Annotated in this window: 21 protein-coding genes; 8 read left to right on the top strand and 13 right to left on the bottom strand. The window is 38.5% G+C overall.

From position 1 onward, the window contains the following. Positions 1-543: 543 nt before the first annotated feature. On the top strand, positions 544-1,641 hold the full coding sequence (locus ACFILN_RS05925; protein WP_375630665.1) for a D-alanyl-D-alanine carboxypeptidase family protein: 1,098 nt from the start codon (positions 544-546) through the stop codon (positions 1,639-1,641). 406 nt (positions 1,642-2,047) lie between these two features. Beyond that, positions 2,048-3,109: a CobW family GTP-binding protein gene (locus tag ACFILN_RS05920; protein WP_375659807.1), complete on the top strand. Its 1,062-nt coding sequence runs from the start codon at positions 2,048-2,050 to the stop codon at positions 3,107-3,109. A 1,579-nt stretch (positions 3,110-4,688) separates the two neighbouring features. Here the strand turns inward: ACFILN_RS05920 and ACFILN_RS05915 are convergent. The 3 genes from ACFILN_RS05915 to ACFILN_RS05905 all read right to left on the bottom strand — a co-directional run bounded on the left by ACFILN_RS05915 (position 4,689) and on the right by ACFILN_RS05905 (position 7,452). Next, the gene (locus ACFILN_RS05915; RefSeq protein WP_273790140.1) at positions 4,689-5,438 is read right to left on the bottom strand and encodes a murein L,D-transpeptidase family protein; all 750 of its coding nucleotides are present in this window, start codon (positions 5,436-5,438) and stop codon (positions 4,689-4,691) included. 40 nt (positions 5,439-5,478) lie between these two features. Then, complete coding sequence (locus ACFILN_RS05910) at positions 5,479-6,435, bottom strand: acetyl-CoA carboxylase carboxyltransferase subunit alpha (RefSeq protein WP_273790141.1); 957 nt, start codon at positions 6,433-6,435, stop codon at positions 5,479-5,481. 78 nt (positions 6,436-6,513) lie between these two features. Further along, entirely contained in the window at positions 6,514-7,452 is a 939-nt protein-coding gene (locus tag ACFILN_RS05905) for a site-specific tyrosine recombinase XerD (RefSeq protein ID WP_273790142.1), read from the bottom strand. 260 nt (positions 7,453-7,712) lie between these two features. Here ACFILN_RS05905 and ACFILN_RS05900 point away from each other — a divergent pair, with 260 nt between their 5' ends. From ACFILN_RS05900 to ACFILN_RS05885, 4 genes are all read left to right on the top strand, one after another. Next, complete coding sequence (locus ACFILN_RS05900; RefSeq protein WP_375645449.1) at positions 7,713-8,345, top strand: shikimate kinase; 633 nt, start codon at positions 7,713-7,715, stop codon at positions 8,343-8,345. After that, positions 8,320-9,453, top strand: coding sequence for a 3-dehydroquinate synthase (aroB, locus tag ACFILN_RS05895; RefSeq protein ID WP_375663341.1), 1,134 nt, complete (start codon positions 8,320-8,322; stop codon positions 9,451-9,453). The genes ACFILN_RS05900 and aroB overlap by 26 nt, the downstream gene beginning before the upstream one ends. A 416-nt stretch (positions 9,454-9,869) precedes the next feature. Beyond that, positions 9,870-10,265, top strand: a complete 396-nt coding sequence (locus ACFILN_RS05890; RefSeq protein ID WP_273790144.1) for an MliC family protein — start codon at positions 9,870-9,872, stop codon at positions 10,263-10,265. Between the two features lie 17 nt (positions 10,266-10,282). After that, positions 10,283-10,675, top strand: a complete 393-nt coding sequence (locus tag ACFILN_RS05885) for an MliC family protein (protein WP_273790145.1) — start codon at positions 10,283-10,285, stop codon at positions 10,673-10,675. 16 nt (positions 10,676-10,691) lie between these two features. On the opposite strand, the gene mnhG is transcribed toward ACFILN_RS05885, so the two are convergent. From mnhG to ACFILN_RS05850, 7 genes are all read right to left on the bottom strand, one after another. Beyond that, complete coding sequence (gene mnhG / locus ACFILN_RS05880) at positions 10,692-11,102, bottom strand: monovalent cation/H(+) antiporter subunit G (RefSeq protein WP_273790146.1); 411 nt, start codon at positions 11,100-11,102, stop codon at positions 10,692-10,694. Next, positions 11,099-11,380, bottom strand: a complete 282-nt coding sequence (locus ACFILN_RS05875; protein ID WP_273790147.1) for a K+/H+ antiporter subunit F — start codon at positions 11,378-11,380, stop codon at positions 11,099-11,101. Before ACFILN_RS05875 ends, mnhG begins: the two co-directional genes overlap by 4 nt. After that, positions 11,377-11,862, bottom strand: coding sequence for a Na+/H+ antiporter subunit E (locus ACFILN_RS05870; RefSeq protein ID WP_273790148.1), 486 nt, complete (start codon positions 11,860-11,862; stop codon positions 11,377-11,379). Before ACFILN_RS05870 ends, ACFILN_RS05875 begins: the two co-directional genes overlap by 4 nt. Continuing rightward, positions 11,859-13,481 carry a monovalent cation/H+ antiporter subunit D gene (locus tag ACFILN_RS05865; RefSeq protein WP_375671072.1) on the bottom strand — a complete coding sequence of 541 codons (1,623 nt, stop codon included), beginning with the start codon at positions 13,479-13,481 and terminating at the stop codon, positions 11,859-11,861. The genes ACFILN_RS05870 and ACFILN_RS05865 overlap by 4 nt, the downstream gene beginning before the upstream one ends. Next, entirely contained in the window at positions 13,481-13,822 is a 342-nt protein-coding gene (locus ACFILN_RS05860) for a Na+/H+ antiporter subunit C (RefSeq protein WP_273790150.1), read from the bottom strand. Before ACFILN_RS05860 ends, ACFILN_RS05865 begins: the two co-directional genes overlap by 1 nt. Next, positions 13,822-16,743, bottom strand: coding sequence for a monovalent cation/H+ antiporter subunit A (locus ACFILN_RS05855; RefSeq protein ID WP_273790151.1), 2,922 nt, complete (start codon positions 16,741-16,743; stop codon positions 13,822-13,824). Before ACFILN_RS05855 ends, ACFILN_RS05860 begins: the two co-directional genes overlap by 1 nt. 227 nt (positions 16,744-16,970) lie before the next feature. Continuing rightward, positions 16,971-17,468, bottom strand: a complete 498-nt coding sequence (locus ACFILN_RS05850; protein ID WP_375657991.1) for a BA14K family protein — start codon at positions 17,466-17,468, stop codon at positions 16,971-16,973. A gap of 167 nt (positions 17,469-17,635) precedes the next feature. Here ACFILN_RS05850 and ACFILN_RS05845 point away from each other — a divergent pair, with 167 nt between their 5' ends. Beyond that, a complete protein-coding gene (locus tag ACFILN_RS05845; protein WP_273790153.1) occupies positions 17,636-18,733 on the top strand; it encodes a carboxynorspermidine decarboxylase in 1,098 nt (365 codons plus the stop codon). A 54-nt stretch (positions 18,734-18,787) separates the two neighbouring features. Next, positions 18,788-20,026, top strand: a complete 1,239-nt coding sequence (locus tag ACFILN_RS05840; protein ID WP_273790154.1) for a saccharopine dehydrogenase family protein — start codon at positions 18,788-18,790, stop codon at positions 20,024-20,026. A gap of 1,154 nt (positions 20,027-21,180) precedes the next feature. On the opposite strand, the gene lpdA is transcribed toward ACFILN_RS05840, so the two are convergent. From lpdA to ACFILN_RS05825, 3 genes are read right to left on the bottom strand one after another with little or no spacing between them, the layout of a single operon-like run. Continuing rightward, positions 21,181-22,587: a dihydrolipoyl dehydrogenase gene (gene lpdA, locus ACFILN_RS05835; protein WP_375630654.1), complete on the bottom strand. Its 1,407-nt coding sequence runs from the start codon at positions 22,585-22,587 to the stop codon at positions 21,181-21,183. A gap of 31 nt (positions 22,588-22,618) precedes the next feature. Next, positions 22,619-23,830 (bottom strand): 2-oxoglutarate dehydrogenase complex dihydrolipoyllysine-residue succinyltransferase, encoded by a 1,212-nt coding sequence (gene odhB, locus ACFILN_RS05830; RefSeq protein WP_273790156.1) that lies wholly within the window; start codon positions 23,828-23,830, stop codon positions 22,619-22,621. 32 nt (positions 23,831-23,862) lie between these two features. Beyond that, positions 23,863-26,862, bottom strand: a complete 3,000-nt coding sequence (locus ACFILN_RS05825) for a 2-oxoglutarate dehydrogenase E1 component (RefSeq protein WP_375654298.1) — start codon at positions 26,860-26,862, stop codon at positions 23,863-23,865. Between the last annotated feature and the right edge of the window lie 33 nt (positions 26,863-26,895).

The following is a 26,895-nucleotide window of genomic DNA, read 5'->3' as shown; positions in this document are numbered from 1 at the left end:
CTTCCTCTCTTTAAAATCATTTAAATAACATACATCTCATTGATTTATAAGGATATTTTAGCGTTATTCAACTTGAATGAGAACCCTGAATACCGTAAGATTTTCTCATTTCAAATCTACTCTAGGTTGAATCAATTAGAATTATTTTCTTGCACATTACAAACGGGGATACCTCGTGTGAATAAAACGATACAAGAAAAGATTAAAATACTTTTTACGAACCGTCTCAAATACCAAGGGCTGTCCTAATAGGAAAGCAAGAAAAATGTATGATTATGCAGATTCGTTCCTTCCTGAGAAACATCAATCCCCCAAGAATCTGAAATCTTGTACAATCTTCATTATTTAAAAAGTATTTCTTGAGATACTTAAGTCATCAAACCAAATTCAAGGGGAAAATAAAAATGAGTGTTGTTTTTTATCCCACATACACAACGGATACAGCAATTAACCATCTTTCCTCCCTATCCTAGACTTAAAAGCTTTGTGTGCTACATTAAAACAATTCTAAATAACGAATAAGAGGGAACTAGATTTAAATTAATGCAACGTCTCTTCTATAATTTATTTTTTTCTGTGATTTTGAGTTTATCCAGCGCTGTTGCTCTAGCGCAGCCTTTTATTTCTGTTGATGTTACAACGAGGCGTATCTTAAAACATAATCAAGCTTTTGAGCGTTGGTATCCTGCTTCCTTGACAAAATTAATGACCGCTTATGTTATTTTTCGTGCCATGAGCCGAGGGGAAGTTTCACCAAACAAACATATCACCATCAGCGAATACGCCGCAAAAGCTCCCTCATATCGTTCAGGCTATAAAGCTGGTTCTGTACTCACACTTGATACAGCCTTAAGTATTACCATGGTTAAATCTACCAATGATTTAGCCATTGCCATGAGTGAAGCTATTGCGGGTTCACAGAAAGATTTTGTACGTAAAATGAATAGCGAAGCTAAACGTTTAGGCATGTTTGGCACCCATTTTGCGAACGCAAGTGGTTTACCAGATCCTCAAAACTACTCCACGGCACGCGATATTGCTCTTTTAGCCGTTCAAATACGTCGAGAATTTCCACAATATGCTCATTATTTTTCTATTCCAGCCATTGATTTTGGTAATAATCGAAAAATCCAACATAACTCAAACAACCTCATTGGCCGTTTTTATGGGATAGACGGTATGAAAACAGGCTTTATTTGTGCCTCTGGTTTTAATCTTGTTGCCTCAGCCACCCGCAATAAACGTACAATTATTGCTGTCATTCTAGGTGCTAACAACATAAGTGAAAGAGAAGAAAAAGCTGCACAACTTCTTGAAACAGGATTTTTGCACCAAGGAAACCCCCAATTAACACTAGCAACATTAAAACCTTATGGGAGCAACATAACACAAGCCAACAATATGAGACAACAAACATGCACACCTGAAGCCATAAAAATGCATGCAAATTCATATGATGATCAAGGAAATATTATTCTCACCTCACCTTTTATCACTGCTCCACCTTCTTTTTCTCATCCTTTATCAGTACATCTCATTCGTACGCCACAAACACCTAAAATGACAGTAAAACCACTAAGAAAACCCTATATTCCGTATAAAAGGCACGCAAACCATTCTATAAAAAGTCATAAATCATAATCTAAAATTAATTATAATACTTTGATTTATAATGGTAATTAATTATTTTGTACCTTATGTCAGAACCACAAGTATTGTAAGATTCTCTCATTTCAAATCTGTATTTGTTGAAGCAATAAAAACCAGTTTCTTGCCACCACAAGGTGGATGAACATGTAGATAAAATAATTAAAACAAAGAATAAAAATTCTTCCTATAAGTCCTTTCAAGAACTAAGAATTATCGTAACATTGACGCTAAAAAGTGTATGATATACCCACGTGCACCTACCTTTATAAGCGTAAAGATAGTGGTACAATGGATTTCATGGGGGATTAACCATTATATCCCTCACGGACACCATTATAAATTGGTTAGACATACTGAGATATATTTTTTAAAAACAAAACTATGATTGATGATTAACATGAAAATAAAGCGCATCCCCCTCACGCTTATTACAGGTTTTTTAGGCTCTGGCAAAACAACTTTGCTCAACCGTATGCTACAAGACCCTCTTTTAACAGAATGTGCTGTTATCATCAATGAATTCGGCGAAATCAGTATTGACCACCTTCTGGTTGAAAAAACGACAGAAGGAATTATTGAGCTTGCCAATGGCTGCTTATGCTGCAATTTACGCAGTGATCTCATCGACACATTAATTGATTTAATAAATCGCGTTCAGACAGGACAGATCAAACAACTCCATCATATTATCATTGAAACCACAGGGATGGCTGATCCCGCCCCTATTTTACAAATACTTTTAAGCCACCCGTTGTTTATTCAAACATTGTCCATAAATGCTGTTCTTGCAACATTTGATACATTAAGCCCGCTTTCCATATGTGAGCGCTATCCTGAAATATATAAACAATTAATATTTGCTGATAAAATCATTCTCACCAAAACAGATCTTAGAGACCCACAAACGCTTTCAGATACACTCCTTAGCACACTTAAAACAATGAATCCTACAGCACAAATCATTGACGCCCATTCTGAAGATTTCTGTTCAAATCTATTAATAAATAACACATTATGGGCTGAAAAAGTAGAAAATACAAAACTTAAACAAAATCTTACGACTACCCCGCATGATCATACCCCCCATAAAACCATTCGTACCTTTTCACTAAACTGTGAGGGTCCTGTTGATTACGCCACAATTGAAGCCTTTTTAGATCTCCTACAAGAGCGTTATGGTACAAAATTATTACGTATTAAAGCAATTATCGCATTGCGTGATGACCCTTATCGCCCACTCGTATTACATGGCGTACAAACATTTTTTCACCCTCCCATAAGATTGCCAGCATGGCCAAAAGGAATAAAACAAACACGTTTCGTCATCATTGCCGATGGTGTTGAAAAAGAAGCTATACAAAAACTCCTCAATGCTTTTTTTAATAAACCAGCAATAGATACTGCAGACAAAACAGCTCTCTTAGAAAATCCTCTGGTCATTCCAGGAATAAAATTTTAATTTTTTCTCCTCTTCAATGATATAGCATTAAATTCATTGACACCACCATCTTTATGTTTTTAAAGGAGCAAACCGGCACATCATTACACACTTTGCTAATTCCCAATGTTGAAATAGCTTTTGGCACTTGAAACGGTTTGTAAAAAGCATTTTAGTCTTTCTTGTACAATTTCACCCACGCAGCAATCCTCGCTTGTAATGTGCAAGCAAATGGTTTTAATTTATTCAACATGCAACAGCTTTGAAATGTGGAATCTTACGGTATTCAGGGTTCTAATTTAACTTGAATAACACTAAATTATCTTTATAATCAATATGTTATAAATTTATAAAAAACTTTCATAAATATTTCTATTCAAGTTTATTAACATAATGGAATAAAAAATAAGAAAATACACATTTTTAACAATGCTTTCTGCACAATAATGCCTCTCATAAAATTATTCGTACCTTTTCACTGAGCGGCAAAATCCCCATAGACTACCACAATTGAAACTTTTTAGCTCTCTTACAAAATCACATGCCGGAAAATGACTATCTATTAAAACACTCCAGCGCTAACATATTACCCTTATCTGTAAAATCGTCGCCCTCACACAAAATAGAATACCATTGTATCACGAATTCACGCACTCGTTTAAAAACATCGTCTCTCAATACGCATTATTCCTATTTCAAGACGCTACCCATAAATAATATAATACAAAATTCTCCATGAAATGTATAAGGCCCATTCTCCATCTTTACTCTATAAATATGTAAACTGATCGCCTCATACTTTTGCCAGTTAAAAATGTTTTGAAAAAACTTGGCACTTTAGAGTACTCATGAGAACTATCTGTACTCCTTTCTTTAAAAATTTTATTCACATGCCAATCCAATTTTATGGCGTGCAAAAAATGGTTTCGATTGATTCACCATAAACAAATTTTAAGATAAAAGGATCTTATGATATTTAGTCCCTAATTCAAACTGAAGAATTATAAACTATCATTATAAATCAAATTGTTATGATAAAAATTTTCAATATCCATCAATCTGTAAACAGATTGTTTTCTCTCTAAATGCGCTTCATCTGCAAACCACTTCATGTGATTCATTTCACAGACAGATTGGCCAAATTCTTGGTTCTAAAATATTCTGCTCAACTCTATATTTATTCAAGCTAATTGAAATCAAAATCCCTGTTAAGAAAAAAACCAAAATCAGACAGAGGCAATATCGCATTTTAAAATATGTGAATGTATCTTATATAACAGCACGACAAGACAATATTTTACAGCATAAAAGAATAAAACTCTTTGAAAGAAATAAAAAGAGAGGTGCATTTTATGTTAACTTACTCTTCACTAAAAACGAAGATTGACACCAGTGCCGATGTGCAAACAATCCAACTTCTTTGAGAAAATTCCTCTTGGCTTCCCACCTCATCTGATTTACTTACATAAGGCTCTATGAAAAAACTCTGCGCTTTAAAATATTGACTACTCACTTAAACACCTTATGTGCAAAGTTTTTGCATATCCTGTATCGCCATTATTAAGTGATAGTGTTACAGTGCAATAGAATACAATAACACTCACGGCATTCGAGAAACTGAAGTTTTATCAATATCGCGATTAAAAACGTAACGTTTTCCATAAACCTCAACAGTTGGAGGTTGACGATTTTTTTCAAAAAAATCATAACCTTTCTTAAGCATAACCCAGAATTGATAATGAGGATCCTTGCTATGACGTGACATATTATCCTCGGTCATGCGGAAAGGAAAAGCCTGTAACTGAAACTCTCTTTGTCCTCCTTTAAAAGCATCCCGTGCAAACGCATAAATCTGAGCCATGTTCTTATCACTCATAGAATAACAACCTGCGGAAAAGCAAGAACCATGCACCATAAGATTGCTTCCTGTGCGACCATTTTCTTGATCATAAAGGTTAGGAAATCCTATATTAAAAGAAAGATAATATTTTGAATAAGGATTCATTTGGTTTGCGCTAATAGTATAAAAACCCTCTGGTGTCTGAAGATCCCCTTCTTTATATTTAGGTCCAAGCTTACCAGACCATTTGCAAATACCATAGCGAGCAACCAAGATAAAAGGTCCTGAACGAGATTGTTTCCAAACTTCAGCAAGATTTTCTTCCTTGAAAAATCGCATTACAATTGGTGCATAAGGATCAATATCGTACAAAGCCATTCTATTCTGGATTTCTTGCGGCAACGGCTGCTCAACCTTAGCACGAATAGAAGCTGGTAATCTTCCTTCACATGCTGTCAATATTCCCATTACAAACAACATGCACACAGCGAGGAATCTGCTAAATGTCATCGAATAAAACTCCAATCCAACACCCCTCACAAAAAATAACCTATGTTAGAGATCGACCAATTTGAAGATATTTTTCCCTTCGCTCTTGTTTAAGAGCTTCCCCATCTTTTCCAGCCATAGCTTTTAAAGCCTCTGAAATAACATCACCCGTTGCATCAATGGCAATCTCTTTGCCACGATGTGCTCCCCCTAAAGGTTCCGAAATAATGCCATCAATAATCTTTAAGCGATACAAATCTTGAGCGGTAATACGCATATTCATTGCAGCATCTTTCGCACGAGCTGGATCACGCCATAAAATAGAAGCTGCTCCTTCTGGTGAAATAACAGAGTAAATTGCGTGCTCCAACATATAAACTTTATTGGCAGCCGCGATTGCTATCGCCCCTCCAGAACCGCCTTCTCCAATAACAACGGAAACTACAGGAACTTTCAAACGCAAAGTTGTAGCTGTTGATTGGGCAATTGCTTCTGCCTGCCCCCGTTCTTCAGCACTCACACCAGGATAAGCGCCTGCCGTATCAACAAAAGTGAGAAGTGGCAAACCAAAACGATCAGCCATTTCCATAATACGTACAGCTTTACGATAGCCTTCTGGACGTGCAGAACCAAAATTATAGCGCAAACGTGTTTGCGTGTCATAACCTTTCTCTTGACCAATATAAGCAACGGCCTCACCTTTAAAGCGTGCAAACCCCGCTTGAATAGCCTCATCTTCAGCAAACTTGCGATCTCCGGCCAAAGGCGTAACGTCACTCAATAGGCGTTTAGAATAGTCCATAAAATGGGGACGATTAGGATGACGAGCAACTTGCGTTTTTTGCCACGGCGATAATTTTTTATAAATATCGCGCAAGGCTGTTTGGGAACGCGTTTCAAGGCGAGCAATCTCATCGCTCATATCAAGACTGCCTTTTTCCTGAGAAATTTTTTTTAATTCAAGAATTTTCCCATCAAGATCAGCAACTGGTTTTTCAAAATCAAGATAATTATACATTTGTGTCAACTCATTCAGTGTCACTTATACACTTATAATTTGCTTTATAAAGTCTTTTTCAAAAACATCACCTTTTCTTTAACGAGCCTTTTGCTCATCGGCAAGTGGATGATGCTCATTGACTAAACGATAAAGTCCCTCTTCCAACACATGGGTATAAATCTGAGTAGTAGCAATATCAGAGTGACCTAACAAATGTTGAACGGCACGCAAATCAGCACCATTTTGCAAAAGATGACTAGCAAAAGCATGACGCAACACATGGGGAGAAAAGCTATCACTTTCTATTCCTGCTCTTCTAGCGAGATTTTTCAACTCCCGCGCAACGACTTGACGAGCAATATATCCTGTCTCGGAATGCGCGGGAAAAAGATAAGAACTCGTAGCACCCTTTCCCTGATCACGCAAGTTTAACCACTGTGAAAGAACTTGGCATGCTTTTTTTGATAACAGCACCATTCGTTCTTTTTTGCCCTTACCACGAACCAAAACGCTGTACTCCTTCCTTCGAACAGACTGAACCGGCAGACTCACCAACTCACTGATGCGTAATCCCGTTGCATACAGCATTTCAATCAATAGCTGAAGACGCAGTGCACGGAAATACTCTTTGGACCCATAATCTGCTTGATTGACTTCTAACTGTGCCAAATCAAGCAATTTTATCACTGCATCTTCACTCATGATTTTGGGCAAAGGACGCCCCTGACGAGGTGCATCAATATCATGAGAGGGATCATCTGCTCTCAACCCTTCAGCATAAAGAAATTGATAAAACTGACGCAAAGTCGATAAACGGCGCGCTTGCGATGATGCCGCAAAACCAAAAGTATGCATAAGCGACAAAAGGGTAATTAAATCTTCTTTTTGTGCTGAAAAAAGCGAAACAGAGTGTGAAGACAATTCGTCTTGTGCCCACTGCAAATCATGCTGATAAGCCGCAAGTGTATGAGGTGAAGCCCCTCTCTCCGCGCTCATCATCTCAAGAAAATGATCTATCACAGCACCACTTTTCATTTCATTGATTCACTTCCGTAGAAAGATTCCATGAATCCAAGGGAACATCAATGTACATATCCACAGTTACTGGTTCAACCCAAACCACAAGAGCACCCATTATAATGAAAAAAACAGAAAACAAAATGAAAAGAATCATCAAAAATCTAGTCAATGTTGGCATAAGACAATAACCTACCCAAAAATATTCTATCTCGTATAATGCCTCACAAAGATTAACAGGAATTGACTTTAAGATGGATAAATGCCGAAATAAAGTTATGAAAAGCAATCGACCAAAACGAATCCCCATAACACAAATAAAGAATCAGCTCTTATCGTCCCTTGATAAAAGAGCACTTGTCCTTGTTGGCCTTATGGGGGCAGGCAAATCAGTGATCGGAAAACGCGTCGCCACCATGCTTCGTTTACCCTTTTATGATTCTGACCAAGAAATTGAAAAAGCTGCACAAATGACAATCACGGAACTCTTTGAAATTTATGGTGAATCCGAATTTCGTGCTCTTGAACAGCGTGTTATTCTAAACCTCATGAAAAAAAGTCCCCTTATTTTAGCAACAGGTGGTGGTGCCTACATAAATGAAAATATCCGAAAAGCCATTCACAAAAATGGTATATCTATATGGCTAAAAGTCGATCTTGATATCCTCATGCAACGTGTCTCAAAGCACCCGACACGTCCCCTGCTTCAAACAGCCAATCCTAAAGAAACCATGCAAAAACTCATGGAACAGCGTTATCCTATCTATGAAAAGGCAAACTTAACAATTAACAGTCATAAAGAAAGCCGTCATACCGTAGCACAAAATGTTATACGATCCGTACAGCACTACCTATACACAGAAATTAACAATAGGGATAACCAGCATGCAAACCAAAACCGTCACTGTTAAACTGGACAAACACTGTTACGATATCATCATTGGTCCGGGTCTGATTACACAAGCTGCTTCACAGATTAAACATGCTCTTAACAAAAAAGATCCTTATCCAACGCGCTTTGCACTTGTTACAGATACAAATGTTGCTTCCCTTCATTTGGAGATATTGCAAGCAGAATTAACAAAAAATAAAATTCATACTGTCCCTATTATTGTAGAAGCGGGAGAACAATCAAAATCATTTTCAACCCTGCAAGTTGTCATCGATCAAATTCTTGCTGCGCGTTTAGAAAGAGGCGACTGTGTTATTGCTTTTGGCGGTGGTGTCATTGGCGATCTAGCAGGATTTGCGGCAAGTATAATCCGCCGTGGTATGAACTTCATTCAAATGCCCACAACGCTTCTTGCACAAATTGATTCCTCTGTTGGTGGAAAAACGGGCATCAACAGCCGATATGGCAAAAATCTTATTGGTGCTTTTTTTCAACCGCAATGCGTTATTGCTGACACCTGTGTCCTTGATACCCTATCACTGCGTGAATTTCGTGCTGGTTACGCGGAAATGGTCAAATATGGACTCATTAACCAGCCTGATTTTTTTGAATGGCTTGAAAAAAATGGACAAGAAGTCTTTTCTAATGGCCCTATGCGAACAGAAGCCATTGTCCGCTCATGCCAATTTAAAGCTGCCATTGTAGCACGTGACGAACACGAAACAGGAGAGCGCGCACTCTTAAATCTCGGCCATACATTTGGACACATGCTTGAAACAGCAACCGCTTATGACTCAAAGCGTTTAATTCACGGTGAAGCTGTAGCAATTGGAATGATTCTAGCGCATCAATTTTCTGCTCAATTAAATTTAATAAGCCCCACGCTTACACAACGCATTGAAGCACACCTTAAAGCAATAGGATTACCTACACAATTAAAGGATATCCCAGGGTGTCTACCAGATGCTGAAACTTTAATGACTCTCATTGCCCAAGATAAAAAAGTTTTACAAAATAATTTGACCTTCATCTTAACGCGCGGACTTGGCCAATCATTTATTGCAAAAAATGTTTCACCAGATGCAGTTTTATCCTTTTTGGAACAAAAATTAACAGAAATTCGTTAATTCATATTGAATATAATTGATTCGTTTTTATACTTCTATTAAAGATTAAATATGATGATGTCTGCGTAGCTCAGTAGGATAGAGCACAGGATTCCTAAAGAAATTGGGCACTTTGAGGAGAAATCCTCAAAGTGAATCTGCTCAAATTCGGGGAAAGCTTCATGGGCGACTATATGCCAATCCCGAGCCAAGTCTCTCTTCAAATGAGAGAAAGGTGTAGAGACTGAACGGGCAGCACCTAAAGAGCAAAAGCTTCAAGGTGAAGAGACAGTCCAGACCACAAACAGCCGATAAGGCTGGCGGTGAAAATCGAAGTGGTATGAATCCTGGGGTCGCAGGTTCGAATCCTGCCGTAGACACCATCGTATCAGTCAAATTATTCTTTGTGCACAATATTAGGAATATAGGGAAGCATCATGAAAAAAACTTTGCACATTTTAGGATTTTTCACCGCTTTAAGTTTATCACTCTTCAGCTCAAACAATAGCTTAGCTGGTTCTTTAATCATTGAAGTACCAGACAATCCAGAGCCCAAAACAGAGATCATTACCTATCAGTGTGATACTGAAACAGGTAAAGAGCGCGTTGAGGCAGTCTATCTTAATGCTGATAATATTTCGTTGGTTGATTTCAAATGGAACGGTGATCGTGTCATTGCTGCTAATGTCATCGCTGCGACAGGAGCAAAATTTGCAGGAGCTCAGTATATCTGGTGGGAGAAGAACAAAGAAGTCACGCTTTATGACCTTGCTCAGGATCCAGAAGAAAAAAAACCTATCCTCTGTAAAGATGAGTCAACATTATTATTTTAAATAACACGGGAAATATTATGAAAAAAATTTCTTTTACTAAACAATTTTTCATTACTTTAAGTGTGTTCCTCCTCGGTTCAATTAATGCATTAGCAAGTTCTTTAGTCATTAAAGTACCAGATGATCCAGAACCAACAACAGAGACCGTCTCCTATCAATGCGATATGGGAACAAGCAAAGAGCATGTTGAAGCAACTTATCATAATGCTGGCAATATTGCGCTTGTTGATTTAAAATGGAACGGTAAGCGCATCGTTGGTTCTAATGTAATTGCCGCTTCTGGAGGAAAATATGTGGGTGGTCAATACATTTGGTGGATAACTAAAAATGAAGCCATATTTTACGATCTTATTAATGATCCAAAAGAAGAAAAGCCCATCCACTGTGTAGAAGAAAAAAGCACAGAATAAGGAAGGTTCTTACATTTCAAGAACCGCGCTGGCTCTCATCTCTTGATGTTCCTTCTGATGTGGGTAACTTTTCCTCCGTCTGGTGTAATAAAAGAGCCAGCGGTTTTTCTGACTGTTCTTCTGAATGATGTCGATAAGCTGCTGTATGTGAAAGCAACATAGAAGCTATCGGCGCTGTTAAAAACAAAAAAAACATCAGCAACGCTTCATGAAAAACAAAATAATGGTCCACAAATATTGAATAAAGAAATGAAGAAATAAGAATACTACCAACGCCCCAACTCGTACATACTGAAAGCATATGCAAACGCTTATAAAAATTGGAAAAACGCACCAAACCTATTGTTGCGATCAATGTCAGTCCCGACCCTAATATTAAGAAAATCGTGATAGCAATAGCAACCACAAGCGATACATCATCTTTCATTCAATAATCTCCCCTCGCATGAGAAATTTCGCCAAAGCAATACTCGAGACTGGACCCAACAACCCAATAATGAGAGCTGCGACAAAATAAATGGTTGTTCCAGAACGAATATCGAATGTAAGAAACAAAAGAATAGTGGTTATATAAAGGGCATCCAAACCAACAATTCTATCCTGTGCCCGTGGACCACGAATCAACCGAAACAGCGCGAAAATCACCGCTAAACTTAAAAAAAACTGTGAAAAGAAAAGCCCCCAATAAAGAATCACCATACTCATAAAAAAATCTCCAAAAGCAATTGCTCATACCGTTGTTTGATCAACTGTTTGTAATCATATCCATTTTTTAAATTTAAGACATGAAGCAAAAGTTCACCCTTTTTACTATTATAGGCAACCCAAGCAGTTCCAGGGGTTGCCGAAAGGATGCACGCTAAAATAGCCAAAGCAGTGCGATTATGAAGCAGAAGAGGTACTACAATAAAACCAGATTTCTGCTCTCGAGACCTTTTTGTTAAAACAAACCAAGCCACCGAAACATTTGAGAATATAGAATCTATAAATACTCGAAAAACGAGACGAAAAACCGCACTCCAGCTTTTAATAACAGCCTTCTCTGGCTCCAGAAGCCGTATCATCCAACCACAAAACAAAGCGGTTAAAATCCCTAAAAGCAATTGCCCTAAACTAAAACCATTTAAAATAAGCCACATAAGGACAATGCCACCACTGAAAAAAGGGGAAGTATAAAAACGATTCATTTACTCATCTCCCTATTTTCGATAGAAAAATCCGTTAAAACGCTCCCAATATAGTTTTGAGGTTCATACAAAGTCTTAGCGGTTTCAGACATATAATGACTAACAGGACTGGCTACAATTGTTATAAGAAAACACAAGGCAAGAAGAACGGCAATAGGTGCAAATTCTATCACCTGCACACGGGGAACGCGACCTTCAAGAGAAATCCAAAAAGTTCGGATACCCGTTCGTGTCAGTGCAATCAAAGCTGCAAAGCCAGAGAGGGTGACAAAAACTACAAAAAGCCAATCTTGGTAAACCGGAAGAGAGGCAAAAAAATCCTCTCTACTATGGTTTAAAATTGCCATGAACATCATAAGTTTAGCAACAAAACCAGAAAAAGGTGGCAATCCAATAATCAAAATGGCACAGATACCAAAACAAGCCCCAAGAATTGCCAAGGTTACAGGGAAATATGTGCCAACTTCATCTTCTTCCTCCTCTTCATCGTCGCCATAAACCTCCATTGTGACAGCAAGAACATTAGCAGCCACATCTTGACAGCGCTCAACCAACTCTACCAAAAGAAAAAAAGCTCCCAGTGCTAAAGTTGAAGAAACAATATAAAAAAGTGCACCTGCTGTCAGTGCTGCATTGCCGATGCCGATCGCGGCCAACAATGTACCAGAAGAGACAAGGACACTATAAGCTGCCAAACGCACCAAAACTTGACTCGCCAATACCCCAATAAAACCAACAATCATAGTGGCAAGCCCACCATAAAACAAAACCGTATGACCAAAATGGTTAAAATATTCACTTTCAGGACTAAACCATAGCAACGTTAAACGTAAAATAATATAAATACCCACCTTGCTCAAAAGTGCAAAAGAAGCTCCAACGGGTGCTGCTACTGTACTGTAAGTTGGCACCAACCAAAAATTAAGCGGCCACATACCCGCTTTAAGCAAAAAAGCAATACCTAAAAGTGCAACACCTATTTCGAACAAAACAATATCTGTAGAAGATATATATTTTATTTTAACAGCCAAATCGGCCATATTAAGAGTACCAACGACTCCATAAATGAGCGCTATACCCACTAAAAAAAATAATGAAGCAACAAGATTAACCACGACATAATGCAACCCTGCGCGCACGCGTGTCTGACCAGAACCATGCAAAGCAAGCCCATAGGAAGCCGTTAACATAACTTCAAAAAACACAAATAAATTAAATAAATCGCCGGTCAAAAAAGCACCATTTATTCCCACCATAAAAAATTGCATTAGTGACTGAAAATGAGAACCAGCTTTGTACCAATGAGCCCGCGCAAAAACCAACACGCTAGTCACCAACAAGCTGGAAAGTAAAAGCATCATAGCGCTTAAGCGATCAAGGACTAAAACAATTCCAAAAGAAGACGGCCAATTACCAAGTCGATAAACATCGCAAGCCGGTGCTATTTCAAGAGTACGTATAATCAATAAAATGGCAGTAACGACCAACAGTCCCGCAGAAGAAAGACTGATGAATGATTTAAGTTTTGCACGACGTTCATCATAAAAAAGAAGAAGTGCTCCAGTGATTAACGGCAAAAGAATAGGCAAAATAAGGAGATGATGCACCCCTACTTCCATTATTGCACCTCACGTCCATCAACGTGATCAGAACCCGTTAAACCACGTGAAACCAACAAGATAACTAAAAATAAAGCTGTTGTTGCAAAACCAATCACAATCGCAGTTAACACCAAGGCTTGTGGGAGAGGATCGACATAATTAGCTGGATTAATAACAGTGGTAGGATCAACAATTGGAGCAGCATTACTACGCGGTCTACTCATTGAAAATATAAAAAGATTAACACCATAGGAGATCAAGGACAAACCAAGAATGACTTGAAAAGTACGTGGACGCAAAACAAGCCAAATACCTGATCCGACAAAAACACCAATACCCAAAGAAAGAACAATTTCCATTAATTTTCCTTCTCTTTTAAAATAGGTTTCTTACCGATTCGGTAACTCCGAATTGACTGGTGTGCAAGTGCAATTAAAATGAGAACAGTTGCTCCCAACACAAGAGAAAGTACACCAAAATCAAACAAAAAAGCAGATGTCATGGGAACTTTCCCAATTAACGGAAGATGAATATATCGAAAAAAGGATGTTAAAAAAGGATATCCAAAAAACCAAGAGCCCATCCCCGTTACAACTGACAACAATAAGCCAAAGCCTATCCAACGCAAAGGTAAAACTCTCAAATGCGTTTCCACCCACCGAATATCGCGTGCAAGATATTGTAAAATAAACCCTATTGCCAAAGTAATACCACCGACAAATCCACCTCCTGGCAGATCATGCCCTCGCATGAATAAATAAATAGCAAAAGCAATAATAATCGGAAAGAGCCAACCCATAATAACAGCAGGAACAGCTAAATAATTTAATACTGTATCTCCCACATTTCGATTAGGCTGTGCTATATCAAAGGCTTTCTGGATACGTTGTTGAAAAGGCGCATCAATACTCTCAGGCGCAGGACGAAAACGTCGTAAGAGGGCAAAAACAGTAAGGGAAACAACACCCAAAACCACAATTTCTCCCATGGTATCAAAACCACGGAAATCAACCAACAACACATTCACAACATTGCGACCACCAGCATCTGAGTAAGCATGCGTTAGAAAAAAATCAGAAATCGTTGTACCTTGAGGACGTGTCATCACTGCAAAAGAAAGCCATGCTACACCAGCACCTCCTACAAGGGATATGATGAAATCACGGAAACGACGCAAACGAATCCAAAAATGAACAGCAGCTGGCCCAGGATCATGCAAACGTTTAGGCAACCACCGTAAACCAAGCAATAATAAAACGACTGTAACAACCTCAACAACCAATTGTGTTATTGCTAAATCAGGAGCAGAAAGCCATAAAAAGGTTGCACAAGTCATCAAGCCAGCTCCCCCTAAAAGCATAAGTGAAGCAAGACGATGAAACTTTGCTCGCCAAGCAACTAAAAGCGCACATAATCCGCCAACCAGCCAAAGAGCGAGAAAAGGAATATCAAGTGGAAAAAGCGGTAATGTCCCCACTGGAATGAAACCATCGCACCAAAGTAAAAGACCAACAAATGCAAAACAGACCCAAAAAATCCAATGCAACTGGATCTGCAAACGGCGTGTTGACAAAGCAGATTCCACCGCACGGGCCCATTTCCAAGAAATAATTACGAGAATGCGTTCAAAAATACGCGGTCCTTTTAAGTGACGGAAAAAAGGAGCCCCATCATCACAGGATAAAAAATAACGATGCCCGACAGCATAGAGCAATCCGCCCCCTAATAATGCAACAAAACTCATCACTAATGGAGTGTTAAACCCATGCCAAACAGCCAAACTATAAGGAATTGTCATTGGTCCTAAAACAGACACGACCGCATTATCTAAAATAGGCCCTATTGTTAAATTAGGGAAAATACCAACCGCTAAACAAATAAACACCAAAAGCTCCATTGGTAAACGCATAAAATGCGGTGGTTCATGGGGAGTCTTGGGTAAATTGTCAGGCTTTGGTCCTAAAAAAACACCGTGAATAAAGCGTATAGAATAAGTCACACTAAACAGACTAGCTAGCGTTGCCACATAAGGCGCAATCCAATCGAGCCATGATTCCATATGCGTTTCAACAGCTTCAGCAAAAAACATCTCTTTCGATAAAAAACCATTCAACAAAGGAACCCCAGCCATCGCTGCACTCGCAACTAAAGCAAGAGTTGCTGTAATAGGCATAGAACGATAAAGCCCTGACAGTTTACGCATATCACGTGTTCCTGTCTCATGATCAATAATGCCAGCAGCCATAAATAAAGAAGCCTTAAAAGTAGCATGATTGGCCATATGAAAGATCGCCGCAACACATGCAAGTGGACTACCAAGACTTAAAAGCGTTGTAATTAATCCAAGATGACTAATAGTCGAGTAAGCAAGCAGTCCTTTTAAGTCTTGCTGAAACATGGAAAAATAGGCACCTAGCAGCAATGTCGAGAGTCCTGAAAAGCCAACCAGCCAAAACCAAGATTCTGTTCCAGAGAGCACAGGCCATAAACGAACAAGCAAAAACAATCCCGCTTTTACCATTGTTGCCGAATGCAAATAAGCCGATACGGGGGTTGGAGCAGCCATCGCGTTGGGTAGCCAAAAATGAAAGGGAAATTGCGCGCTTTTTGTTAACCCTCCCAATAAAATACAAATAAGGATAGGACTATAAAGAGAACTTGACCGGATCATATCTCCAGACTGTAGCACCTTATCCAAATCAAAACTGCCAACAGTATACCCAATCAATAAAACTCCAATAAAAAGGGCAAAGCCGCCAAAACCTGTGATCGTTAGAGCCATACGCGCACCCTCACGCGCACTTGCATTATGGTACCAATAGCCGATCAACAAAAAAGAAAAAATACTAGTGAGTTCCCAGAAAACAACCAAAAAGACGAGATTACCTGATAAAACTATTCCTATCATTGATCCCATAAAAGCCAAAAAAAAGGAAAAAAAACGAGGTACAGAATCCGCTGGATCCATGTAATAACGTGAATAAATGACAACAAGCAGCCCAATCCCTGTAATGAGCAAGCAAAAAAGCCACGATAAACCATCTATACGAAGAATCAAATCGCTTCCCCATTCTGGAAGCCAAGAAATATCTAAACGCACTATGTGGTTTCCGCGAACTTCCGGATAAAGCATTATTGTAAAAATAAGACAGAAAAGCGCGACAATCCCAGCAAACCAGGCTTCATTATTTTTTGCTGTCGAACGAAAAAAGCCAATGACAGCACTTCCACCAAAGGGAAGCAAAACGAGCAATACCAACATTGCTTCCCGTGTTGTCATTCTTTAAACTCCATTTTGCCTTAATATTTTGTCATCGACAAAAACTTATATTCTCACCCCCCATTCCACACTTAATGATAATAAGATTTAATAAAACTTAAAAGCATTTAAAATTTTAAAAAAAACAATGCTGGCATGAAAATACTGCGCACCACACAAGTCTTCTCTTTATTTTAAGAACAATAACGCCCACGACAAGAAGCAATTAAAATTTTATTTAATAATTTCTATCCTTTAAAAAAGCGTGATAAACACTGCTTACGCCCCCCATGAAAAGGCTGAAAACTATTATCATTTTTATTATAAGAGCGATAACGCGCAAGGCAAGATTCAATATGTTGTTTAAGCATCCATGGCTCTTTTTTTTCTAATTTTTCCGAAGAATAAGTTAAAAACACTTTTTTAGCATCTGGTACAACTTTTAATGATGCGCCTTTTGTGCTTAAGTGCGGTGATGTAATAAATGCCACTTCAGGATACCACCAATTATCACTGTATTTACGATAACCACGCCGATAATGACGATAACCTTTAAAACCATTAAGTTCTCTACGCCCCGTAAAAATCAAAGGCACCGAACTATCTTGGAGAGAGGTCTGAGTAACCAGTTTGGCTTTAGCATCACTCCTATTTTGCCCCCAATTAACAAGAGTGGTTATTATAATGAAAAAACTGCTAACAAATACAAAAGCTAAAGCATAATATAATTTTTTTTTCATACTCATAACAAAAAACTCAACATAATAAACAACAGTAATTACAGAAAGCCTTTCTCTTGCTGGACAGAAACAGATTCTTTTCTTAAGATTCTTTTTTCTTGAGACATTCTGTTACTCTTTGTACTAAACGTTGATCTTGGCAATAAGATCCTACAAAAAAGAATGAATAAATAATGATAAAAACCCCCTACTATCTTATAGACAAATCGAAACTCATCAAAAACATGCAAACAATTTCTCGTTTACGGGAAATGTCCGGAGCTAAAATTTTACTTGCTTTGAAATGTTTTGCCACATGGAGTGTTTTTGATTTAATGTCTGAGTTCATGGATGGAACCACATCATCATCCCTTTATGAACTGCGTTTAGGAAGAGAAAAATTTGGCAAAGAAACCCATGCTTATTCAGTGGCTTGGGCAGATGATGAAATTGATGAAGCCTGTGGTTATGCAGATAAAATCATCTTTAATTCCATCCAACAGCTTCAACGCTTTTCTGATGCAACAAAAACCATTCAAAGAGGTTTAAGGTTAAACCCAGGAATGAGCGCATCAAATTTTGATCTTGCCAACCCCTCTCGCCCTTTTAGCCGCTTAGGAGAAACAAACCAAAGCGCTATCAAAGAAGTTCTGCCTCTTATCAACGGATTGATGATCCATAACAATTGTGAAAATGCTGACTTTAATCTTTTTAACCAAATGCTTGGGTATATGGAAGAAAAATTTGCAGAACTTTTTTCTGCTGTTGACTGGATAAGCCTTGGCGGCGGAATCCATTTTACGGCTGAAAATTATCCTCTAGAAGCTTTCGCAAAACGCTTAAAACAATTTTCTAAAACTCATGGTGTCACTCTTTTTCTAGAACCAGGAGAAGCTGCTATTACCAAAAGCACCACACTGGAAGTAAGCGTTCTTGACACATTGTATAATGAAAAAAAACTTGCCATCGTTGATAGCTCTATTGAAGCTCATATGCTTGATCTTTTAATTTATCGTGAGAATGCCAAATTAGAACCCAATCAAGGTCCACACGAAATTATGATTTGTGGAAAGTCTTGTCTTGCCGGCGATATTTTTGGAACATTTCAATTTCAAAAACCTCTTAAAATAGGCGATAGACTGTCTTTTCAGGATGCAGCAGGTTATACAATGGTCAAAAAAAACTGGTTTAATGGCGTTACAATGCCTGCTATTGTTCTCAAAGAGTGCGATGGTACATTAACACTTCAACGCCAATTCAGCTATAACGACTATCAGGAAAGCCTTTCATAAAGATAAACCATAAAAAACGTCATACAACAGTATTAAAAAGGAGATGGACCTACAATGAAAAAAAATGTTCTCATTATTGGTGCCGGAGGTGTTGCACAAGTTGTTGCGCATAAATGCGCTCAAAACAACGATATTCTTGGTGAAATTCATATTGCTTCACGAACACTCAAAAAATGTGAGGCCATCATTGCTTCTATTAAAGAAAAAAACACAATGAAAGAACAGGGTGTTCTCAAAAGCCATTCGCTCAATGCCATGAATGTAGAAGAAACTATAAAGCTCATCCAAAAGACCAAATGCGAAATTGTCATTAATGTTGGTTCTGCCTTTCTTAATATGTCTGTTCTTTCAGCTTGTATTGAAACCAAATGCGCTTATATCGATACCGCAATTCATGAAGACCCATTGAAAATTTGTGAAACACCTCCTTGGTATGGCAATTATGAATGGCCTCGACGTCAAGAATGTGAAAAAGCTGGTATAACCGCTATTTTAGGAGCAGGTTTTGACCCAGGTGTAGTGAACGCTTATGCTGCATTAGCGCGCGATGATTATTTTGATAAAATCACAGATATTGATATTATTGATATTAATGCCGGAAATCATGGGCGTTGGTTTGCTACAAATTTTGATCCAGAAATTAACTTCCGTGAATTTACAGGACAAGTATGGTCATGGCAAAATAAAAAATGGACTTCCAATAAAATGTTTGAAATCAGCCATGAATGGGATCTTCCCGTTGTGGGAAAACAAAAAGCCTATATGACAGGACATGATGAAATTCATTCACTTTCCAAAAATCTTGATGTAGAGAATGTCCGTTTCTGGATGGGATTTAGTGATCGTTATATCACTGTTTTTACGGTTCTAAAAAACCTCGGACTCTTATCCGAACAACCAATTAAAACGGCAGAAGGTCAAGAAGTCGTGCCCTTGAAAGTCGTGAAGGCCGTCTTACCCGACCCTTCCTCTCTCGCCCCAGACTACACAGGAAAAACCTGTATCGGAGATCTTATTAAAGGCGAAAAAGATGGAAACTCGAGAGAAATTTTTATCTATAATATAGCCGATCACAAACAAGCTTTTCATGAAACTGGGGCACAAGGCATTTCCTATACAGCTGGCGTACCAGCAGCCGCAACAGCTCTTCTTATTGCCACAGGCGAATGGGATGTTAAAACTATGGTCAATGTAGAAGAATTACCACCCCACCCTTTCCTTAAATATCTTGATCATATGGGGCTTCCCACTTTTATAAGAGAACAACAAGAAGATAAAAAATTACAATTTTAATACCTATAGAAAGCATATGCTTGATTTTTTAAGTTATCACAAAACTGCCCAATGAAAACAAACTTAATATTCTCGTGTAATTATGGTTTTCAAAAAAATTTTAGCTATTCGTTATATTTTGGCAACATTACGATTTCTTAACAACCTTAAAGAAGAGACATATCATCTTTTTAAGACATAGCAAGCAATGATCAAGAAAAGCAGAGAAGAAAAAACTAACTTAATCACACTGTATGACTTGTCATTATCATCAAAAAGATAGTGTCATAAACAAAAGATATAAAAATACCGCTTTTTTAAAGAAGAGCGGTATTTTGTAGAATATCCAATCCCTCCCCTCTTCATCTTAAATGACAAAGATCCTTAACCCACACCAATCATTAAACAATTCAATTTCTTTGGGTGAATTCCTCTTGGCTTCTCTCTTCATATGATTCATCATCATATATAACGCATTGATTTATAACAATAAAATATCATTTTCAACTTGATTTATAACGCTGAATACTGTAAGATTTTCTTATCACAAGCTCTCTCACATTGAAGCAATTAAAATCTTTTGTCTGCACATCACAAACAAAGCGAGCGTGTGAGGTAAAATGATAAAAGAACAGAATAAAAATTCTCTTATGAAAACTCTCAAATAATAAAGAGCTTTAGAAATATTGAGAACTGAAAAAGTGTATTATCAATGTCAGCGTGTACTTTTACTAAACATAAAGATGATGGTGCACAATAGGTCTTATAACAGTTTGAATGAATTTCATATATTTCAAGAGAAACTTTACAGCTATACCATTCACGAGCACCATTGCGAAGTAGATTTGGGCATTTTGAGAGATGTTTTCTTAACACAAAGCACGCAGATAGGCTCAGAATCCTATCTTAAATATTTATAACAGTATAAAAACTACCCCATATATAAAACTTTACATAGACTAAACACCACCGCTCTAAACGATAGTGCACAACAGAATAATCAATCAAAACTGCACAACAGATATCTAAAACAGTAATTATCGAAAAGCATACAACAAATGGAACATTTTAATACAATTGGTTATATTCCTTTTTAAAGTTTTAAAATGCTGTTGCATGCTTCACTAATATTTTCCGCCTCATGTGCCTTTTAAAATGTACTTTTTAAAAGCTTTTTAAATATGAAGTGGTTTAGCAAATGTTGCCAAAGCTGCCTCACGCACGGCTTCTGATAAGGTAGGATGTGCATGGCAACAACGTCCCAGATCTTCTGATGAACCACCAAATTCCATTAAAACTGCAATTTCATGGATCATTTCACCAGCACCAAATCCAAGAATATGCCCCCCTAATACCCGATCTGTTTTTTTATCAGAAAGGATTTTAACGAACCCATCACTCTTTTGCATTGCACGTGCACGACCATTAGCCATAAAAGGAAATTTGCCAACATTATATTCAATACCAGCAGTTTTTAGCTCTTCTTCTGTCCTTCCTACACTCGCAATTTCCGGCTGTGTATAAACAACACTAGGAATAACATCAAAATTAACATGTCCTTTTTGACCTGCCAAAATTTCTGCCACAGCAACGCCTTCTTCCTCTGCTTTATGTGCTAACATTGGTCCTTTTACGACATCACCAATTGCATAAATTCCTGGAACATTCGTCTGCCAATGAGCATCAATTGCAATAAATCCGCGTTCATCTAACTGAACACCAGCCTCTTGTAAGCCAAGCCCCTCTGTATAGGGAGAACGTCCAGTAGCAATAAGCACAACATCAGCCTCTAAAGTTTCAGATTCACCACCTTTGACAGATTCAAAGCTCACCTGAGCAGTTGAGCCAGATTGTGTAACAGCTGTCACCTTTGCACCCGTTTTATATTCAATTCCCTGTTTTTCCATTAATTTCTGAAATTGCCGTGAAACTTCACCATCCATTGAGCCCAAAACTTTATTAAGATACTCAATAATGGTCACCTTAGCACCTAAACGGCTCCAAACTGATCCAAGTTCTGAACCAATAACACCAGCACCCACTACAATCATATGCGCTGGTACTTTTTCAAGTGAGAGAGCTCCCGTAGAAGAAACAATAGTCTTTTCATCAATTTCAACATTCACCCCTGGAATGCCTGAACTCTCTGAACCGGTAGCAATAATAATATTTTTTGTTTCAATTGTTTGTTTATTACCATCTCTGGCAACAACTTCCACATGACCCGCACTCAAAATTTTGGCTGTCCCAAAAAAAGTATCAACTTTATTTTTTTTCATCAAAAAAGAAACACCACTCGTATTGGCAGTTACCACAGCTTTCTTATGAACCATCATTTGTTCAAGGTTAAGCTTAGATTTACCAATAGAAATACCAAGCGTTTCAAAACCATGCTGGGTTTCAGAAAACACTTCTGAAGCATGCAACAACGCTTTAGAAGGAATACAACCAACGTTGAGACATGTTCCTCCTAATGTTGTACGCTTTTCAATAATCGCTACTTTAAGTCCCAGTTGTGCCGCCTTTATTGCTGCTACATAACCACCTGGACCCGCTCCGATCACAGCCACATCATAAGACATCCGTTTCTCCTTTCATCCTGAAAACTGTATTTTACAAATCAAGAACAAGGCGTTCCGGATCTTCTAAGCTTTCCTTAACACGCACAAGGAAAGTCACAGCTTCTTGCCCATCCACAATACGGTGATCATAAGAAAGCGCTAAATACATCATGGGACGAATCACAACTTGGCCCTCAACAACCATTGCTCGCTCTTTAATCGCATGCATTCCCAAAATACCAGATTGTGGTGCATTCAAAATCGGTGTTGACATCAACGATCCATACACACCACCATTGGTAATGGTAAAAGTTCCGCCCTGCATATCAGAAACGGCTAATTTTCCATCACGCGCAAGACGTCCCAAACGACCAATCTCTTTTTCAATCTCTGCCAATGACATTTGATCTGCATCTCGCACTACTGGAACAACAAGCCCTTTATCCGTTCCAACAGCAATTCCAACATTGACATAGTTTTTGTAAACAATATCTGTCCCATCAATCTCGGCATTAACAGCAGGAAGTTCTTTTAATGCATGACAAACAGCCTTGGTAAAAAACCCCATAAAACCAAGTTTAACACCATGTTTCTTTTCAAAAAGATCCTTATAACGCTTGCGCAAATCCATCACAGCTGACATATCAACCTCATTAAATGTGGTTAACATCGCTGCTACATTTTGTGCATCTTTAAGACGGCGAGCAATTGTTTGACGCAATTTCGTCATACGAACCCGCTCTTCACGTGTTTCTTGGACAGGAGTTGCCGAAGAACTCGTCGCAGAAGAAGAGGGTGTAGGGGCATTTGTACTTTGTTTTAATCCACCAAGAACATCTTCTTTAAGAATTTGTCCACGTTTTCCAGAACCTGAAATATCGCTTTTTGCAACATTATTTTCAGCCATCAATTTTGCTGCTGAAGGAGAAGGAGGCATTGCACTGCTCAAAGCAGGCTTCTCCGATTCAGATGAAGCCGCTGGAACAAGCGTAGCAGAAGGTGAAAATGATTGGGAGACACCAGCTTCTCCAGCTTTCACCACTCCTAAAAGAGCATTTACTTCAACCGTATCGCCTTCTTTTGCAATGATTTCAGATAATTTCCCAGCAACAGGAGAAGGAACTTCAACGGTTACCTTATCAGTTTCTAATTCAACCAAAGGCTCATCCATAGCGACAGCTTCGCCAAGTTTTTTAAACCATTTGCCAACCGTTGCTTCGGTAACCGATTCGCCCAAAGTAGGAACACGAATTTCAGTAGTCATAATATTTTTCCATACATCAGAGTAGTAATAAATTAAGAACCTAACGCGTCTTTAAGAAACGCAGCCAGTTGTTCAAGGTGTTTCACCATTAACCCAGAGGCCGGTGACGCACTCGCAGGACGTCCTGCATAACGAGCACGTGAATATTGCGCATTAATATGCGTCAAAACCCATTCCAAATAAGGCTCAATAAATGACCAAGCCCCCATGTTTTTTGGTTCCTCTTGGCACCAAAAAACTTCCGCCTGCAAAAAGCGCGATAACACATTCACCAAAACTTTTGCAGGGAAAGGATAAAGCTGTTCAATACGAAGGAGATAAACATCATCAATACCCTTTTTTTCACGTTCTTCATAAAGGTCGTAATAAACCTTACCAGTACAAAGAACGACACGGCGAATTTTATTATCTTTTTGCAACTTAATGACAGAATCTTTGAGACATTCTGCATCATCAAGCAACACACGACAGAAACTTGTTTCTGGCCCCATTTCATTGAGAAGAGAAACCGCTCGCTTATGACGTAAGAGTGATTTCGGTGTCATCAAAATCAATGGCTTACGGAAATCACGCTTAATTTGTCGACGCAAAATATGAAAATAATTTGCAGGGGTTGTACAATTAGCAACCTGCATATTATCTTCCGCACAAAGTTGAAGAAATCGTTCTAAACGTGCAGAAGAATGCTCCGGCCCTTGCCCTTCAAAACCATGAGGCAATAAACACACAAGACCAGACATACGAAGCCACTTACGCTCTGCGGATGAAATAAATTGATCAAAAATGACCTGTGCACCATTAGAGAAATCACCAAATTGTGCTTCCCAAAGTGTTAATCCTCGTGGTTCAGCAAGAGAATATCCATATTCAAAACCAAGAACAGCTTCTTCAGAAAGCATAGAATTAACAACGTCATAAAGCGCTTGCCCCTTTTGTAAATGATTCAAAGGAATATAACGCGCCTCATTTTCTTGGTCATAAAGAACGGAATGACGTTGTGAAAAAGTTCCCCGCTCAACATCTTCACCGGAAAGACGAACCGGTGCACCTTCCAAACAAAGTGAACCAAAAGCTAAAGCTTCAGCGGTTGCCCAGTCAACACCCTCACCGGTTTCAAAAATTTTAGCACGATTATTTAAAAAACGTTGAATGGTTTTGTGAACGTGAAAATTCGCCGGAATTTCAACAATTTTCTGACCAATTTCCTTTAAAGTTTTTAATTCAACACCGGTTGCTCTAGAATGCTGCTCATCAGAACTACTAAAAGCTTTGAGTCCCGTCCAGCTTCCATCAAGCCAATCAGCCTTATTAGGCTTATAAGAAGCACTCGCTTCAAGTTCACCTTCAAGCTTATCGCGCCATAATTTTTTTTGTTGCTCAATCTCTTCTGAAGAAATCATTCCTTCTGCTACCAATTGGTCACTATAAAGTTGAAGTGTTGTTTTATGATTACGAATTGCTTTATACATAAGCGGCTGCGTAAAGGAAGGTTCATCACCTTCATTATGCCCATAACGGCGATAACAAAACATATCAATAACCACTGGTTTATGGAAAATTTGGCGAAACTCTGTTGCTATTTTGGCAACAAAAACAACCGCCTCAGGATCATCACCATTCACATGGAAAATTGGTGCATCAATCATTTTTGCGACATCTGATGGATAAGGCGAAGAACGTGAAAAACGTGGAGATGTTGTAAAACCAATCTGGTTATTGATAATAACATGAAGTGAGCCTGCAACACGATAACCTTTAAGACCTGAAAGACCAAAAGTTTCTTGGATAACGCCTTGTCCTGCAAAAGCAGCATCACCATGAATAAGCAATGGCATCACTTTTGAACGCTCACTTAATGGGAGTAAATCAGTATGCGCAGGTCCCATAAGTTGATCTTGTTTAGCACGTGCTTTCCCCATAACAACCGGATCAACAATCTCAAGATGAGATGGATTAGCCAACAGCGATAAGTGAACTTTTTTACCATCAAAGTCCAGATCAGCGGTAGTTCCCAAATGATATTTGACATCACCGGATCCCTCCACATCATCAGGCTTATAAGATCCCCCTTTGAATTCATGAAAGATAGCCCTATGCGGTTTGGCAAGAACTTGTGAAAGAACATTTAAACGACCACGATGTGCCATTCCTAAAATAACTTCCTGCACCCCCAAAGCACTACCACATTTGATAATTTGTTCAAGAGCGGGAATCAGCGCCTCACCACCATCGAGTCCAAAACGCTTTGTACCTTTATATTTAGTGTCTAAAAACTGTTCGAATCCCTCTGCCTGAATAAGCTTATTCAGAATAGCTTTCTTGTCTTGTTGTGTGAAAGAATTTTTTTTATCTCGCCCTTCAATGCGTTCTTGAAGCCATGCTTTCTGAACTGGATCAGAAACATGCATATATTCCACACCGATTGTTGAACAATAGGTCCGATTGAGAATCTCAAGCATTTGCGGAATAGTTGCATATTCCAATCCTAAAACATTATCAATAAAAATGGGACGCTCGTAATCAGCTGGAGTAAAACCATAAGCTTCTGGAGAAAGTTCCTTATAATCTTCTTGTTTTTCGGCCAATTGAAGAGGGTCAAGCTGCGCATGAAGATGTCCCCGTTCTCGAAACGCACGAATCATCATAATTGCATGAACGGAATCACGTGTTGCACGAATAATATCTTGTTTACTGGAAGTTTTTCCCTTTTGTGCAGCACCTGTTATTGCTTTTTCCTTTAATTTATCGCCAAGATATTTTTCAAGAGAAGACCAATCACCATCAAGAGCAGAAACCAATTCACCCTCTGCTTTTAACGGCCAATGATCACGCTGCCATGTTGCTCCTTCAGCATTTTTAAGAACATCTTCTTTATTATCATGAAGTCCTTCAAAAAAAGCACGCCACTGTGAATCAACACTGGTAGGATCTTTTTCATATTGAGCATAAAGTTGATCTATATAATCCGCATTCCCACCATAAAGAAATGATGTCTGTGCAAAAAGGCTATTTATTTCGTCCTGCCTTGCCATATACCTCTCCGGAACATCTATTCCGTCTCCTTA

It is taken from the genome of Bartonella sp. CL434QHHD, assembly GCF_042195145.1.
Classification (GTDB): domain Bacteria; phylum Pseudomonadota; class Alphaproteobacteria; order Rhizobiales; family Rhizobiaceae; genus Bartonella.
Note: the sequence above shows the minus strand (reverse complement) of the source record. Positions and strands in the feature narration are given on the sequence as shown.